Annotated in this window: 14 protein-coding genes; 4 read left to right on the top strand and 10 right to left on the bottom strand. The window is 34.5% G+C overall.

The features are described from left to right. Positions 1-44: 44 nt before the first annotated feature. The 4 genes from ACFSJT_RS19185 to ACFSJT_RS19200 all read right to left on the bottom strand — a co-directional run bounded on the left by ACFSJT_RS19185 (position 45) and on the right by ACFSJT_RS19200 (position 4,684). Positions 45-2,117 carry a DUF5723 family protein gene (locus ACFSJT_RS19185; protein WP_378321957.1) on the bottom strand — a complete coding sequence of 691 codons (2,073 nt, stop codon included), beginning with the start codon at positions 2,115-2,117 and terminating at the stop codon, positions 45-47. Between the two features lie 144 nt (positions 2,118-2,261). Further along, positions 2,262-3,128, bottom strand: coding sequence for an OmpA/MotB family protein (locus ACFSJT_RS19190; RefSeq protein WP_378321958.1), 867 nt, complete (start codon positions 3,126-3,128; stop codon positions 2,262-2,264). A gap of 97 nt (positions 3,129-3,225) precedes the next feature. Then, entirely contained in the window at positions 3,226-4,218 is a 993-nt protein-coding gene (locus ACFSJT_RS19195; protein ID WP_378321959.1) for a glycosyltransferase family 2 protein, read from the bottom strand. Positions 4,219-4,237: 19 nt separating this feature from the next. Further along, positions 4,238-4,684: a type I restriction enzyme HsdR N-terminal domain-containing protein gene (locus ACFSJT_RS19200; protein WP_378321960.1), complete on the bottom strand. Its 447-nt coding sequence runs from the start codon at positions 4,682-4,684 to the stop codon at positions 4,238-4,240. A gap of 32 nt (positions 4,685-4,716) precedes the next feature. Here ACFSJT_RS19200 and holA point away from each other — a divergent pair, with 32 nt between their 5' ends. Together holA and ACFSJT_RS19210 are read left to right on the top strand one after the other, a co-directional pair. Beyond that, entirely contained in the window at positions 4,717-5,721 is a 1,005-nt protein-coding gene (gene holA / locus ACFSJT_RS19205; protein ID WP_378321961.1) for a DNA polymerase III subunit delta, read from the top strand. A 59-nt stretch (positions 5,722-5,780) separates the two neighbouring features. Further along, positions 5,781-7,127 carry an MFS transporter gene (locus ACFSJT_RS19210; RefSeq protein WP_378321962.1) on the top strand — a complete coding sequence of 449 codons (1,347 nt, stop codon included), beginning with the start codon at positions 5,781-5,783 and terminating at the stop codon, positions 7,125-7,127. Here ACFSJT_RS19210 and ACFSJT_RS19215 read toward each other — a convergent pair. From ACFSJT_RS19215 to ACFSJT_RS19225, 3 genes are all read right to left on the bottom strand, one after another. Then, positions 7,104-7,709, bottom strand: a complete 606-nt coding sequence (locus tag ACFSJT_RS19215; protein WP_378321963.1) for a hypothetical protein — start codon at positions 7,707-7,709, stop codon at positions 7,104-7,106. The genes ACFSJT_RS19210 and ACFSJT_RS19215 overlap by 24 nt on opposite strands. 95 nt (positions 7,710-7,804) lie before the next feature. Then, complete coding sequence (locus ACFSJT_RS19220; protein WP_378321964.1) at positions 7,805-8,533, bottom strand: SDR family oxidoreductase; 729 nt, start codon at positions 8,531-8,533, stop codon at positions 7,805-7,807. Between the two features lie 77 nt (positions 8,534-8,610). Then, positions 8,611-9,066, bottom strand: coding sequence for an Lrp/AsnC family transcriptional regulator (locus ACFSJT_RS19225; RefSeq protein WP_378321965.1), 456 nt, complete (start codon positions 9,064-9,066; stop codon positions 8,611-8,613). 133 nt (positions 9,067-9,199) lie between these two features. Between ACFSJT_RS19225 and ACFSJT_RS19230 the strand changes: the two genes are divergently transcribed. Next, positions 9,200-10,483 (top strand): cystathionine gamma-synthase family protein, encoded by a 1,284-nt coding sequence (locus ACFSJT_RS19230; protein ID WP_378321966.1) that lies wholly within the window; start codon positions 9,200-9,202, stop codon positions 10,481-10,483. Positions 10,484-11,117: 634 nt separating this feature from the next. On the opposite strand, the gene ACFSJT_RS19235 is transcribed toward ACFSJT_RS19230, so the two are convergent. Together ACFSJT_RS19235 and fumC are read right to left on the bottom strand one after the other, a co-directional pair. Continuing rightward, positions 11,118-11,567 carry a DUF2147 domain-containing protein gene (locus ACFSJT_RS19235; protein ID WP_378321967.1) on the bottom strand — a complete coding sequence of 150 codons (450 nt, stop codon included), beginning with the start codon at positions 11,565-11,567 and terminating at the stop codon, positions 11,118-11,120. 133 nt (positions 11,568-11,700) lie between these two features. Next, positions 11,701-13,098, bottom strand: a complete 1,398-nt coding sequence (gene fumC, locus ACFSJT_RS19240) for a class II fumarate hydratase (protein WP_378321968.1) — start codon at positions 13,096-13,098, stop codon at positions 11,701-11,703. 234 nt (positions 13,099-13,332) lie between these two features. On the opposite strand from fumC, the gene ACFSJT_RS19245 reads away from it, so the two are divergent. Further along, positions 13,333-13,509 carry a hypothetical protein gene (locus ACFSJT_RS19245; protein ID WP_167549785.1) on the top strand — a complete coding sequence of 59 codons (177 nt, stop codon included), beginning with the start codon at positions 13,333-13,335 and terminating at the stop codon, positions 13,507-13,509. A gap of 324 nt (positions 13,510-13,833) precedes the next feature. Here ACFSJT_RS19245 and ACFSJT_RS19250 read toward each other — a convergent pair whose 3' ends face one another. Further along, positions 13,834-15,048, bottom strand: coding sequence for an ABC transporter permease (locus ACFSJT_RS19250; RefSeq protein WP_378321969.1), 1,215 nt, complete (start codon positions 15,046-15,048; stop codon positions 13,834-13,836). Between the last annotated feature and the right edge of the window lie 2 nt (positions 15,049-15,050).

Raw genomic sequence — 15,050 nt, forward strand, 5'->3', positions numbered from 1 at the left:
AGGCCTGTCTTTTTTCTTTTAAAACATTTTTCTGGTAAAAGAATTTATTCTTTTACCAAATTGATTTCTACTCTTCGATTTTGTGCTCTTCCGGCTCTGGTTTTATTAGTAGCAATCGGCCTGTCTTCTCCATATCCTATTGCCGATAATCTAAATTGATCAATACCGTTCTCTACTAAATAGTTCTTAACTGCGTTGGCTCTTGCATCAGATAAACGCTGATTCAATTTTGCACTACCAGCACTATCAGTATGGCCTTCAACTTTAAATTTTGCTGTCGAATATTCTTTAAGAATATTTAGGATACCTGTTAATACCTGATTTGATTCTGCTTTTATAGAAGATCTTCCTGAGTCAAACAAAATTGTTTTTGCGTATTCATTTAATGTTTTTTGAACTTCTTCTGTTACTTCAGGACAACCATTATTAGCTACAGTACCTGGAACATTAGGGCAATTATCATCTTTGTCTAGTACGCCATCTTGATCAGTATCAGGCCAAGGGCAACCATTATTTTCCTTTGGTCCGGCAGTTTGTGGACAATTATCATCTTTATCAAGTAACCCATCCTCATCGGTATCTGGCCACGGACAGCCATTATTATCTACTTCTCCTGCAACATCAGGACAATTATCATCTTTATCTAAAACGGTGTCACCGTCTGTATCAGGCCATGGACAGCCGTAATTCTCTTCTGGCCCAGCAGTTTCGGGGCATTCATCGACTTTGTCTAGTACACCGTCACCATCTTTATCTTTAGGCCTGGATTGATATACCGGTACTTTAAACCCTACATAAACATCAGCAGCTTTTGTTTCGTCACTTATAAGTAAAGAAAGTACAGATCCAGATCCTACATACAAGGGTCCAGCTCTAAAACCTGCTCCCCATTGAAAACCGCTATGTTGTATAACACTTATAGGAGAATAAAAACTAAACCACTTACTCTCAAATCTGGGAGTTAGAGAAACCACATTGGTAATTCTACTTGCGTTTACTTTATCCTTTGAGGTGAGTGAGAGGTCAGTGTTTAAATTTAGATAAAATCTATTATTGATACTCCAATCAACAGTAGCATGTAAAGCAGTAGGCAGGGTAGCTCTTTCTGAATCACTTAATATTGGTGTTCCGTATGACCTTTCTAATTCATCAATGTCAAGGTCTTCAAATTCGTTTTGTGTTATTGTTCTATTGAAGTCATAATTTTCTTGAGTTCCATTATAAGATATTGCTCCAATGTCGGTGAGGGATAGTCCAAATTTTAATTTATACTTGTTTACATCTTTTGGCATATATGTTTTACCCTTACTATCAGTCGAAGTATACTCTGCATAATCAGGTCTCCATTCATAAACAAAACCAAGATCGGCCCCTACACCAGTAGCGCCGCTAACCACTTCAACCTGGTCAAGGTCGTCTTCTAGATTATCACTATATCCATAGGCAACTTCTCCGGTAGTTGTTACACTCCCGTTTCCGGTAGCTGTATTAGCATCAAAATCTATAGACAAGTTATTACCCGTAGCATATGCTGTACCTAGACCCTGTAAATACTTTAAGGTAAGTCCTCCTTTTAAGAAATGTTGTTCCTTGTTGAAAATAATTCGAGCATACGAAACTCCTATTTCGGCCCAACTATGTGCACTCGCATAGGCACTACCTTGATTAACATCGAAATTGATATTATCGTCAAGATTATCAATGATACCCTCTAAGGTTTCACCATTAATATCATTCACATTAAAAAATGCTCTTGCTCTACTGTATACAGCTATAGCGTTTTTCTCATTGATATTGAACATAAATGCAGGACCAAGTACATCTATATTTCCTACTAAATTATTTTTATCTTTTGGAAACTCTCTTGCTTCATCTTCGATCTCATAATTTTCATCAAAAATATCAGTAAAATTTACTCCGTAGTAATCGTTACCAATAAAAGCGCTTACGCCAACAAGGTTAATGTCTGTTTTGAATCTAGAATCAACAATATTTGCTGGATTGTTAATAACACCATGTACACCGCTATAATTATCTGTTAAAAATCCTAAATAGGATTGTGATTGTACAGATGCTATACATAGCAGGAGTAGCACTGTAGAAATAAGTTTTCTCATTTTGAAGGTTTTAGATTTGGGTTAAAAATAAAACGCGCAAAGATATTAGTATTTCTTTAACATAAAAATTATTATGGTGTCTATTTTGCATAAAAAAAGGTTGTCATTGGACAACCTTTTTTACGTGATAAAAAATTAAATCTTTTAATTTCCTCCTTGAGTAGCTTTTTTCATTCCGTCTTCGATCATGTTATAAAACTGATCGAGTTTCGGTAATACTACAATTCGTGTACGTCTGTTTTTGGCTTTGTTAGCTGCAGTATCATTATTCGCAACAGGTACATAGTAACTTCTACCAGCCGCTGTCATACGTTTTGGATCTACTTTAAAATCGTTTTGCAATACTCTTACTACAGAAGTAGCACGTTTTACACTAAGATCCCAGTTATCTAATAATACTTTGTTTTTGATAGGTACATTATCGGTATGTCCTTCAACTAAGAATTCAATATCTGGCTTGTCATTTACTACTTTAGCTACTTTTCCCAGGACCTCACGAGCTCTGGCTGAAACATTATAGCTGCCGCTCTTGAAAAGAAGCTTGTCAGAAATAGAAACATAAACCACACCTTTTTCAACATTAATTTCTATGTCTTCGTCGGCAAGATTTCCTAAAGCACCTTTAAGACTGGTTACAAGGGCAAGAGTAACAGAATCTTTTTTGGTAATTGCATCTTGCATTGTTTTTATTTGCAAGTCTTTCTCCTTAATACTTTCTAAAGATTTTTCAAGGTTTTCAGCCTCTTTTGTAGAAAGCGTTGCAAGATTACCCACATTATTTAATAATGCAGAGTTTTGGTTTTTGAGATTCGATACTTGATCCTGTAATACTTTTAATTGTGACGTTGAGCTTGCTTTTTCTTCTAGACAGCTATTCAGTTTAACTGTTGCAGAATTTAGTAAGTCCTCAGTTTCTTTGTGTTTGGCTTCTAGTTCAGAGAATTTCTTCTGTGAAACACAAGAAGATAGTAAAACGGCCATTGAAGCGCCAATAATCATTACTTTTTTCATTAGAAAATTGTTTTAAGTCTTGTTCTGGTTATATAACTCAAAATTATTAAAAATGTGGCGTAATAATAGACCATTAACAATAATTTATTAAATAACCTTATAATTGATTAAAATGTTTATGTTTTAAAATAAAATACTGCCATACAACGGAAAAAATTGAATAATATTTCCCCTGTTGAGAAAGTTTTTTTCTTTTTTTAACGAAATGGTTAAAATTGAGGTAGAAGCCGAAATGCGCCTTAAGTATAGCAATGAAATGAGAAAATTTCCCCGAAGCTAGAAATTTCATTGCTGCTAATCCATCTAAAACCAATCTACTAAGTATTAAAAACCAAACATTGTTTCCGGGTACATTTTTGACCAATAGAAATAGATTGTTCCTAAAATTGAGAAATGTCTTTTTGGGATTCATGGTGTTCAAAGTTGCGCCTCCAAGGTGATATATGGTAGAAGCGCCTGTGTACATAATTTTATATCCTAGGTTTTGGATGCGCCAGCAAAGATCAATTTCTTCTTGGTGGGCAAAGAAATCTTCGTCGAGTTTTCCAACTTCATCAAAAACTTCTTTTCTAATAAACAAACACGCACCACTGGCCCAAAATATTTCAACCGTATCGTCATATTGACCCCGATCTACTTCAAGGGTGTCAAAAATTCTGCCTCTGCAATAGGGGTAACCAAATTTATCTATGAAACCTCCGGCTGCTCCTGCATACTCAAAATGTGTTTTCCTTTTATAATCTAAAATCTTGGGTTGTATAGCAGCAACATTTTGAGATTCCTGAAAAATTCTCCTAACAGGAACAAGCCAGTCTTTTGTAACCTCTACATCACTATTCAGTAAGCAATAAATATCAGCATTAATTTGGGAAAGAGCATCATTATACCCTTTGGCATACCCACCATTACTTTTGTTTTGGATGATACGAACCTGTGAAAAAGTATCTTTTACATATCCCACAGAATCATCAGTAGAAGCATTATCTGCGATGTAAATAACAGCTTCTTCAGAATATTCTACTACAGAAGGTAAAAACTGCTCCAGTAATGACCTTCCATTCCAATTTAATATAACTACTGCGATATTCACTAATACAAAGTAATGGGTTTTATTTTTTATAGAAGGGGATATCCGTCAGAAAAGTATATCGTTGATTGGTATAGTTCATTTGGCAATAATAATGATTCAGTCCATTGGTCACCATTAAGTATTCTGCATGAAGAGCAAGATTGTATCGAGCAATTTGATCGAATACTTCTTGAGTGATCTTTACAGAATATGATTTACATTCAACAATAAGACGGATCTCGCCATTAGGTTTGAAGATAATAATGTCATATCGCTTGTTGAGGTCATTAAGTTTTATAATTTTTTCAATATTGATTAGACTTTCCGGATATTTTTTTTCTTCAATAAGATAATGTATCGTATGTTGTCGCACCCATTCCTCTGGTGTAAGAAGGATAAATTTTTTACGTATTCGGTCAAAAATAGAAATTTTATTTTCGCTACTTTTGAACCTGAACTGATATGCCGGAAAATTTAAATTTTGCATTTGCATATCACAAATTTGATGATTTTTTCTGAATGGATGAAGTAAAACAAATTGTTACCGATATAAATAACGGAAATATTAAGCCAATCTATTTTTTAATGGGAGAGGAACCTTATTATATTGATAGAATTTCTGAGTTTATCGATAAAAATGTACTTGCCGAAGAAGAAAAAGGGTTCAATCAAATGGTTTTGTATGGTCGTGATGTAAGTATTGATGATATCATTGGTAATGCAAAACGTTTTCCGATGATGGCAGAGCGACAAGTAGTCATTGTAAAGGAAGCACAAGATCTGTCAAGAACGATTGAGAAATTAGCTGATTATGCTGAAAACCCTCAACCATCAACGGTTTTGGTCATGTGTTATAAATATAAGAAAATTGATAAGCGAAAAAAGCTTTACAAGATGGTCTCTAAAAATGGAGTCATTTTTGAAAGCAAGAAGTTATACGAAAATCAAGTATCTGATTGGATACGAAGGGTTTTGGGAGGGGTCAAGTATAGTATAGAACCCAAAGCGGCTCAAATGTTGGTTGAATTTTTGGGAACAGATCTAAGCAAGATTAACAATGAGTTAGAAAAACTTAAATTAATTGTCCCTGCCGGTTCACAAATTACAGCTGACCAGATTGAAGAAAACATAGGTATTAGTAAGGAGTTCAATAATTTTGAATTGCGCAAGGCAATTGGTTCCAGAGATGTGATCAAGGCACATCGAATTATAAATTATTTTGCCCAAAACCCTAAGGATAATCCTTTAGTAGTGACCATCTCGTTGTTATACAGTTTTTTTGCTCAGGTTCTACAATATCATGGGATATCTGATAAGTCACAACGCAATGTTTCTAGTTCGCTAAGAATCAATCCTTATTTTGTGAAGGATTATACCGAGGCTGCTCATAATTTTCCTATGAAAAAAGTGAGTAGAATTATCGCGTTACTGCGTGATGCAGATGTAAAAAGCAAAGGAGTGGGTGCTGCTAACCTTCCTCAGGGGGATATTCTCAAGGAACTCTTAGTAAAGATTATGGCATAATCACTACTTATTGGCAATAGTTTAACAGCACTTTCAAATGAACAATCTTATTTTAGGGGATGCAATTTTTTAGCTTTTTCAATAAGAACATCTTTCCTATTTTATTGGTTAATTTTATTGGAATATTGGGGTATAGTATTGTTATTCCAATCCTTATATTTATTGTTACTGACTTAGGTGGAAATGGTTTCATTTATGGTATCTTAGGAGCAACGTATCCATTTTTTCAACTCATTGGGGCACCTATTCTTGGTAAGCTGTCTGATCGATTAGGTAGAAAGAAAGTTCTGATCGTGAGCCAGGCTGGAACATTTATTGCATGGTCACTATTTCTAATTGCCTTTATATTGCCAGAAACAAAACTGTGGTCTTCTGATTCTGAACTTACAGGAAGTTATATAATGACTTTACCACTGATTCTGATTTTTGTAGCCAGAATTTTTGATGGTTTTACGGGGGGGAATGTTTCTGTAGCGAATGCATATTTATCAGATGTTTCCACAGATAAAGATCGTGATAAAAACTTCGGAATGATGGGAGCATCAACCAGTCTTGGTTTTGTTTTAGGGCCTGCGGTTGCAGGACTATTGGCCTCTACTTTTTTGGGAGAAGCATTGCCAATTATTTTGGCTGCATTCATATCATTAATTGCCATTTTTGTAATTTCAACAAAGTTACCAGAGAGTAATCCTTGCGTTGTAGATACTGGTAGTGTTGGTTTAAAATCGTTTCGACGGTTTTTTCAGGTAGAACATAAAGAATGTTATGGTGGCTCAACTTCAGAAGGAGATAACTCATCTAATACATTTTGGAAAATACTTAAACTTGATGATATTCCTTTATTATACGCTATTTATTTTTTCACCTTTTTAGGGTTTAGTTTATTTTATGCGGGATTACCTATATATGCATCCACGATTTTGAATTGGTCTTCTATCGAGCTGGGGATTTTTTTGGCATATTCGAGTGTTATTATGATTCTGGTTCAAGGCCCTTTATTATCGTTTTTGTCGGGTAAGGTGTCTAGCAACACTTTTATTGTAATAGGGACTTTTTTATTGGCTACCAGTTTTTACCTCCTCTCAGTTTCAAATGTTTATATAATGTATTTAGCTGTTACATTATTATCCTTAGGTAATGGTCTCATGTGGCCAAGTTTTTTGTCATTATTATCAAAAACCGGGAATCATCAAATGCAGGGAGCCATACAAGGATATGGCAATAGTATGGGAAGCTTTGCCAGTATTTTTGGACTTGTACTCGGGGGTATCCTTTTTGAGAGTATCCAAGTCGCTGTTTTTAAGATTGGAGCGGCAATGTTTTTTATAATTTTACTACTTGTTTTTTTGCACCATTACAGATCTCAAAATAGGAGTAAAATGTCAATAGCAAGAACAGGATCTTGATTTGTTTAATCTGAAGATAATTCCAAAATTAAATTGAATGTAACTATTCGTCGGGTTGCCGATAACACCTTCTTTTAAGACAGCTTGTGTGTTAAAACGCGTTTGTTCTGATAAGAACCAATTAATGCCCACTGCAAAATTAGCGGTAATTTTATCTGAAGAATCAAAAAATGTTACTCCCGGTCCGGCTGATAAATATCCTTCATAAATTGCTCTTCTTGTATTTAACCAGAGATTAGTTATGTAATATTTTAGATGTCCATCGAACGCAGTTAAAGTTACATCTTCTTGTAAAATTAAATCATTGACTTTTTTTCCTTGGATTTGCTTATTAAAATTAATTCTTCCTTCTAAACCAAAATCATTTTTAAATCGTTTTTCTAAGGAAAGAGAAATAGGTGTTTGGTAGTGGTAGTTATCCTTAAGATCAAATAAATCCTCAATGGTTTCTACCGAGTCATTTATTAGGTTTATTCCAACTCCAAAAATCCAGGGGTTCTCAAAATTTCCAGATTGACTTCTTACTTCAAAAGAATTTGAGAGCACTAGTATTAAGAAAAATCGAATGTACTTTATAAACATTGACAGTTAGATTATAATAACTATCAAATATATTTTTATAAAAAGAGAGAAATGATCTCAATTAATTTTAATGAGAGTTCATTAGAGAAAATATATTATACTTTTGGATTTGTTGCAAATACAGTAGCTTCAGTAATAAATCCCCGATCATCCATTTCCAAAAGACTGGCAATGGTATGAGCGATTTCTTCTCCTCTGAGCTTGGTTTGTTGCTCTGCTTCTGTATATTGTTTTTGATTTGTGTTAGTATCGACCCGATTGTCTGAAAAATTGGTCATTACCTCACTGGGATTGACCTGCATTACTCGTATATTATGAGGACGAAGTTCATTTCTCCAACTTTCTGTCATACCTCTTAATGCAAACTTAGTAGCTACATAGGGAGAGGCAGTGGGAGAACCTTTTAATGAAGAGGTAGAGCCAATGTTGATAATATTTCCGTAGTCTTGTGCTACAAAATGTTTTGCAGACTCTTTTGCACAAAGCGCAGCACCAAGAATATTAGTTTTAAACTGGTCGGTAAATTTATCTGCTTCTATATCTACAAGTTTGGAGATATAACCATAGCCTGCATTATTAATCAAAACATTAAGACCGTTCATTTTGTTTTTTGCCTCTTGCACCATCTGTTTTACCTGACTCTCCTTGGTTACATCTGCTTTCAAGTAATCAATATCTAATTCTTTTGCTGTTTGTCGAAGTGTAGCTTCATTTCTTCCCGAAATCACTACCTGAGCCCCTTTCTCTTTAAGCAATTTGGCAGTAGCTTTTCCTATACCAGAGTTACCACCGGTAATCAATACTTTTGCATCTTTGATGTTCATGTTTGTGCAACTTTTTTGGTTGAATATCAAAATTACATTTTGAGTTCTAAATCTTTTGTTAAGTCCTGGTATTATTTTTATGGAATTGGTAAATACGAAAAATCTTTCACCTCTGTCATCACAAAAGAACTTTGTACCTTAGAAATGTTTTCTAATGAGGCTAATTTATTTGAAAGAAAATCCTGATACTGCTCCATATCTTCTGTATATATCTTAATCAAGTAATCAAACATTCCCGCTACATGGTAACATTCTACAACTTCGGGAAATTGCTGAATATCTTTTTCGAACTTTTTAATGAAATCTTTTTGATGCAAATTCAGCGTAATGTTACAGAATGCCATTAATTGCAGGCCTATTTTTTTTCTGTTTAAAATAGCTTTGTAGGATTTAATATACCCGTCACGCTCTAGTTTTTTCACTCTTTCAAAAATAGGGGTGGTGGTTAAGTTTAATCGTTCTGCAATCTCTTTGATAGTAATTTTACCATCTTTTTGTAATAAAAGTAAAATTGATCGATCTATTGGATCCATAATATTTTTCTACATTAAAGTTTGTATAGATTCAAATATAGAATAAAATTCTACATATAGAGTATTTATATTTTTTTGTTCTAAAAATAGATGTTTTTATGGTTTTTAATTCTATACATTATATTTTTAGACTATGGAAAAACACAAATTCAACCCCGAAAGTTTAATGATGACTTATGGTTATAAACCTGAGTTATCTGAAGGAGCTATAAAATGCCCAATATTTCAAACTTCAACATTCGTTTTCAAAACAGCTGAAGAAGGAAAAGCTTTTTTTGAGCTGGCTTATGGTTTGAGAGAAAAATCGCCTAAGGAAGAGTTGGGTCTTATCTACAGTAGAATCAATAACCCCAATCTCGAAATTTTGGAAAACAGGCTTTGTCTTTGGGATAAAGCTGATGATTGTGCGGTTTTTGAAAGTGGGATGTCTGCAATAAGTACCGTGTTACTGGAATTCCTGAAACCAGGAGATTTATTGGTGTATAGTAATCCTTTGTATGGAGGTACTGATCATTTTATACATCATTTCTTAGATAAAATAGGCGTACATACCATAGGAGTTATGCCTAACCAAAGTATCGATGAGGTAATTCAAATAATTAAAGATTCAGGCTTGGCAGAAAAACTTGCTATGATTTATTTGGAAACTCCTGCTAATCCTACTAATGATATTGTAGATATAGAAAAGTTCAGTCAATTAGCTAAACAATTCAGCACAAAAGAGAGAAAAGTCCTTGTTGCCGTAGATAATACGTATATGGGGCCACTGTGGCAGCATCCTTTACAATGCGGAGCAGACTTAGTGTTATATTCTGCTACCAAGTACATTGGAGGGCATAGTGATTTGATCGCAGGGGCGGTGTTGGGAAATGCAGAATTAATGTTAAGAGTAAAAACGTTGCGTACTTTCTTAGGAAATATGGTAAGTCCGCATACAGCTTGGTTGATGTTAAGGAGTTTAGAAACATTGAAAGTACGCATGGATCAGCAAACTAAGAATGCAGAAATAATTGCAGATTACCTTAATAGTCATGCTAAAGTAGAAAAAGTGTATTATTTAGGATTGCTAAAAGAAGGATCAGAAGCTTTTGCTGCTTACCAAAAACAATGCTCTGCTCCTGGAGCAATGGTTTCGTTTGATATTAAAGGAGGAGAAAAAGAAGCCTTTACGTTTTTGAACCATCTTAAATTAATGAAGCTTGCAGTAAGCCTGGGTAGTACCGAAAGTTTGGCCGAGCATCCTAAAACGATGACACATGCCGGAGTTGACGAAGAACAAAGACGACAAATGAATATTACAGACAGATTAGTTAGATTATCAATAGGGGTTGAAAGTGCCAAGGATCTTATCTGGGACCTAGGTCAGGCTCTTGAAGCAGTAGAGATCGACTTGACATTGAAATTAGAAAGAGTATAAAAAGATTTTTAATTATAAGTACAGGAAAGCACGATATTTTGATCGTGCTTTTTTCATTTATCATAGAAAATAACATCTCTTTCAATACCTATATTTATTGGTATGGGGTGGATTACCTATACAAAATGGGGTTTTTTCCCCATTGCATCGTGTGACTTATCAAAGTACATTTGTATCAGAATTAATCAAAACTCACTACAAACCAAATTAAATATTAGAATCATGAACTTATCAAGTATTAATTTCAGTTTTATTTTAAAATTTGTAAAGGAACTTCCAAAGGCTAGCAGTTTTGCAATCCATAGATAAGGAGTCTCAAAGATCAAATCTAGGTAGCGTCACTTATTTTATATAAAATAGATAGCTATTATTTTTTCATCATAACATTACAACAGTATAAACAATTTTACACAAACATTATGAAACTCTTTCGAATTAATTTCAGATTTATACAAGAATTTATGCAAGAACTACCAAGAGCTTGTAGTCATGCTATTCATAGATAATAATTGTAATATGTTTGTTGGGGGGCAAAATATTAACAATTTGGGGATATAAATTAGGTAAGAGAAAATAGAAAATCCGCATTTGTCCAAATGCGGATTTCTAGTGTGCATACTGTTGGTTTTTCAGTTTATTTCGTGTCGCTCGCTATATATTTCTGACTTTTTATCCTTTTTGCTATAAAGGTTTTAAATAAGAAGCTTTTGTACGCCCTGATATAACAAACGTTTATATCATCACTGTCAATCCAAACCTTAACGGTATAGGTCTTTCCACTATCTGCATTGTATATTGTACCTCCAGATAATACTCCGTCCTCATATTTAAGTTCATTTAAAATGTTCATTCCCAATAGAGGTCGATTTCTTAATTCTTCTTGAGGATTTTTATTATCTAAACCATTAAAATTTGATAATGGGTTTGATGCCCGTTTATCAATCTTTCCATAGAAATTTTTACCATTCTGATAGATCTCAATTACCGATCCTCCGGTAATTTCCCATTTTCCGAGATAGCTCTCAGATGTAATACTTGAAGAGACAAATAGTGTTGATATTGCAAAAAGAACGATAAATTTCATTAACATAATTTTATCAATTATACAGTTTTTATGTTAATAAAACTAAAAATATACAATAATATAAACAAACAAACCTCATAATTTGTTGAAAACTATGAGGTTTACTCTTATTCTAGATGATAAAAATTAAGAATTATTTTAAGGTACCTACCATGTCTTCTGGTTTTACCCATTGTTCGAACTCTTCTTCATTTACATATCCTAATGCAATGGCTTCTTGTTTCAATGTAGTACCATTTTTGTGAGCTGTATTTGCTATTTCGGCAGCTTTATAATATCCTATTTTGGTGTTTAACGCAGTCACTAACATCAGAGAATTATTTAGTAATTCCGTAATTCGTTTATGATTAGGTTCAATTCCTTGTGCGCAATGCTCATCAAAAGAAACACAAGCATCACCAATTAACTGAGCACTTTGCAAAAGATTTGCAGCCATTACCGGTTTAAATACATTTAATTCAAAATGTCCTTGCATTCCGCCAACATTAATGGCAACATCATTCCCCAATACCTGCGCACAAACCATAGTTAATGCTTCACACTGTGTAGGGTTTACTTTTCCTGGCATGATTGAACTACCAGGCTCGTTGGCCGGAATAATTAATTCCCCAATACCGCTTCGAGGTCCAGAAGCGAGCATACGAATATCATTTCCTATTTTATTAAGAGAAACGGCTAGCTGTTTCAATGCGCCGTGAGTTTCAACGAGGGCATCATGAGCAGCCAGGGCTTCAAATTTATTTTCTGCAGTGATAAATGGTAGGCTTGTAAACTGTGCTATAAATTCTGAAACTCTTTTTGCATATCCTTTCGGAGTATTTAAACCAGTACCTACAGCGGTACCACCAAGAGCTAATTCTGCGAGATGTGGTAAGGTGTTTTCTAATGCTTTTAGACCGTGATCTAACTGAGAAACGTACCCTGATAATTCTTGCCCTATAGTTAGTGGAGTAGCATCCATGAAATGTGTACGACCAATTTTTACGACATCTTTAAACTCGTCAGATTTTTTCTTTAAAGTATCTCTGAGTTGTGTTATGCCTGGAATCGTTACTTCTACAATTTTTTTGTAGGCTGCTATGTGCATTCCAGTGGGGAAAGTATCATTAGATGATTGAGATTTGTTTACATCATCATTTGGTTGCAGTGTTTTTTCTCCTTCTCCAATAGATTTACCTGCTAATTGATGTGCTCGGTTCGCAATTACTTCATTTACATTCATATTGCTTTGCGTACCTGAACCTGTCTGCCATATCACGAGCGGAAACTGATCATCATGTTTTCCTTCTAAAATCTCATCACATACCTGGGCAATCAGATCTCTCTTTTCTATAGGCAATGCACCTAACTCACAATTGGTATAGGCTGCGGCTTTTTTTAAATATGCAAAACCATAAACAATTTCTAATGGCATTGAACCAGGAGCGCCAATCTTAAAATTGTTTCTAGAACGTTCGGTTTGAGCCCCCCATAATTTATCAGCCGGCACTTTAACCTCGCCCATCGTATCTTTCTCTATTCTATATTTCATTAGTGAGATGATTTGTTTTTTTGAAAAGGCAAATTTAAGCATTTGCAGGGCTATTTCTGAATAATACTACTACTTTTTACTCGATAATCGAGATTTAAACATTTTGAGACTTTCCCTAAGTTAGTTTGCTTGTATTTTGACGCAATCAGAGATTATGGAAATAAATTTATTTTCTGCTATGACATATGAATAAGACTTATTATCTTTGTCGAAATTGAAAATAAGAATAAAGTTATGTTTGAATTTGATCAGTATCTTGGTTTTTTAGCCTTTTTAACGATTCTTACCATTGGTTTTTGGTTGATGATCTTTTTATTAACCTTTGTAGTTCCTTATTGGATTATTGGAGCGAATATTGAAAATTTTAAGCTTAGAAGAGAAGCTAAGCGAAAAGCAAAAGAGGAAGCATAACTTATCACAATACATATAAATAGGAAAGGAAGTCATTTGACTTCCTTTTTTTGTTTATTTGATTTTCGTTTGACAGGTAACTTGTATACCGCAATTTATTACGCCATCTTACATTATTTTGATAATAATATGGCCTAACACAGTAGTTGTCTGTATTCCAGTAACAAGTAACAAAAGATACAATAACACTACTCCCATTTTTATAATTAAAATTGTGTATTTCAAATTGTATGTTTAACATACTTTTCAAAAGAGATATCTATAACAAAATAAGCTACATTACAAAATTAAGTTTATAAATAGTTTTCGTGTTTTTTGATTATGCTATTCATACCGTAAGGCATCAATAGGGTTCAATTTAGCCGCTTTTCGAGCTGGAAAATACCCAAATGCAACCCCAATGATGGCCGAGAAGCCAAAACCAATGGCAATAGCATACTCCGCTGTAGGTACATAAAAATTGGTAGTTTGATAAATTATCTGATTCCCTATGATTCCAAGCGCAATCCCAATAATGCCTCCTGCTGCACTTAGCACAATGGCTTCCGTTAAGAATTGAGTAAGGATGTCACTTTCTCTCGCCCCCAATGCTAATCGGGTCCCTATTTCGCGGGTTCGTTCTGTTACGGAAACCAACATAATATTCATAATACCTATCCCACCCACGAGTAATGAAATACTCGCGACAGCACCCAGTAAAATGGTTAGTATTCTTGTAATTTCACCTGTGATTTCATTAAGTTCTACTTGTGTAGTAATTTCAAAATCATCTTCTTGATTAGGTGAAATTTTGTGTGCTTCCCTCAGTAAAATAGTAGCTTCTACTTCGGCATCATTTATCTTTTCCTTGCTCACGGCAGAGACCACAAAGACATTGAAATTAGGATCACCAAAAAGACGATTTTGAACGGTTGTATAAGGTGCCACCACCATATCGTCCTGATCTTCGCCCATACCATCTTGTCCTTGCTCTTCCAATAGGCCAACTATGGTAAAAGGCACTTTATCAATTCTAATGGTTTTCCCGATAGGGTCTTCGCCACTAAAAAGTTCTTTCTGAATTGTTTTTCCAACCAAACAAACCTGTTTTGTCATTTTTACATCCAATTCTGAAAAAGCTTTCCCAGAAACCACTTCACGGCTCATGATATCAAAATAATCTCCTGATACCCCGTATACTATTGTGCTCTTGTTCCCTTGATTGCTTATTGCCTGAATACCTGCAACTACCATTGGAGAGATCTTACTCATCCAAACCGAATTATCCTGTAAAACCTTATAATCTTTTTTACTTAATTCCTTTCCTTTTCTCACAGATATACCGCCTCTGCGTTCCTGCCTTGCCTCGATGATTAGCAGGTTGGTGCCCAATCCTGAAATCTCGTCCTGCACTTTTTTGGTAGCCCCTTCACCAGCAGAAATTGTCATAATTACGGCTCCAACACCAATGATTATACCCAACATGGTAAGCAAACTCCTTGTCCTGTTTTTATTAATGGCTTGAAAAGCTACTTTGAATGTTTTAAATAACTGTTGCATCT

The sequence above is a fragment of the Aquimarina celericrescens genome, from assembly GCF_042682765.1.
Taxonomy (GTDB): domain Bacteria; phylum Bacteroidota; class Bacteroidia; order Flavobacteriales; family Flavobacteriaceae; genus Aquimarina; species Aquimarina celericrescens.

Bases quoted from the DNA above. Each gene is read 5' to 3' on its own strand.
- ACFSJT_RS19185 (WP_378321957.1), bottom strand. From the start codon at position 2,117: ATGAGAAAACTTATTTCTACAGTGCTACTCCTGCTATGTATAGCATCT.
- ACFSJT_RS19190 (WP_378321958.1), bottom strand. From the start codon at position 3,128: ATGAAAAAAGTAATGATTATTGGCGCTTCAATGGCCGTTTTACTATCT.
- ACFSJT_RS19200 (WP_378321960.1), bottom strand. From the start codon at position 4,684: ATGCAAAATTTAAATTTTCCGGCATATCAGTTCAGGTTCAAAAGTAGC.
- holA (WP_378321961.1), top strand. From the start codon at position 4,717: ATGGATGAAGTAAAACAAATTGTTACCGATATAAATAACGGAAATATT.
- ACFSJT_RS19210 (WP_378321962.1), top strand. From the start codon at position 5,781: ATGCAATTTTTTAGCTTTTTCAATAAGAACATCTTTCCTATTTTATTG.
- ACFSJT_RS19215 (WP_378321963.1), bottom strand. From the start codon at position 7,709: ATGTTTATAAAGTACATTCGATTTTTCTTAATACTAGTGCTCTCAAAT.
- ACFSJT_RS19220 (WP_378321964.1), bottom strand. From the start codon at position 8,533: ATGAACATCAAAGATGCAAAAGTATTGATTACCGGTGGTAACTCTGGT.
- ACFSJT_RS19225 (WP_378321965.1), bottom strand. From the start codon at position 9,066: ATGGATCCAATAGATCGATCAATTTTACTTTTATTACAAAAAGATGGT.
- ACFSJT_RS19230 (WP_378321966.1), top strand. From the start codon at position 9,200: ATGGAAAAACACAAATTCAACCCCGAAAGTTTAATGATGACTTATGGT.
- ACFSJT_RS19235 (WP_378321967.1), bottom strand. From the start codon at position 11,567: ATGAAATTTATCGTTCTTTTTGCAATATCAACACTATTTGTCTCTTCA.
- fumC (WP_378321968.1), bottom strand. From the start codon at position 13,098: ATGAAATATAGAATAGAGAAAGATACGATGGGCGAGGTTAAAGTGCCG.
- ACFSJT_RS19245 (WP_167549785.1), top strand. From the start codon at position 13,333: ATGTTTGAATTTGATCAGTATCTTGGTTTTTTAGCCTTTTTAACGATT.
- ACFSJT_RS19250 (WP_378321969.1), bottom strand. From the start codon at position 15,048: ATGCAACAGTTATTTAAAACATTCAAAGTAGCTTTTCAAGCCATTAAT.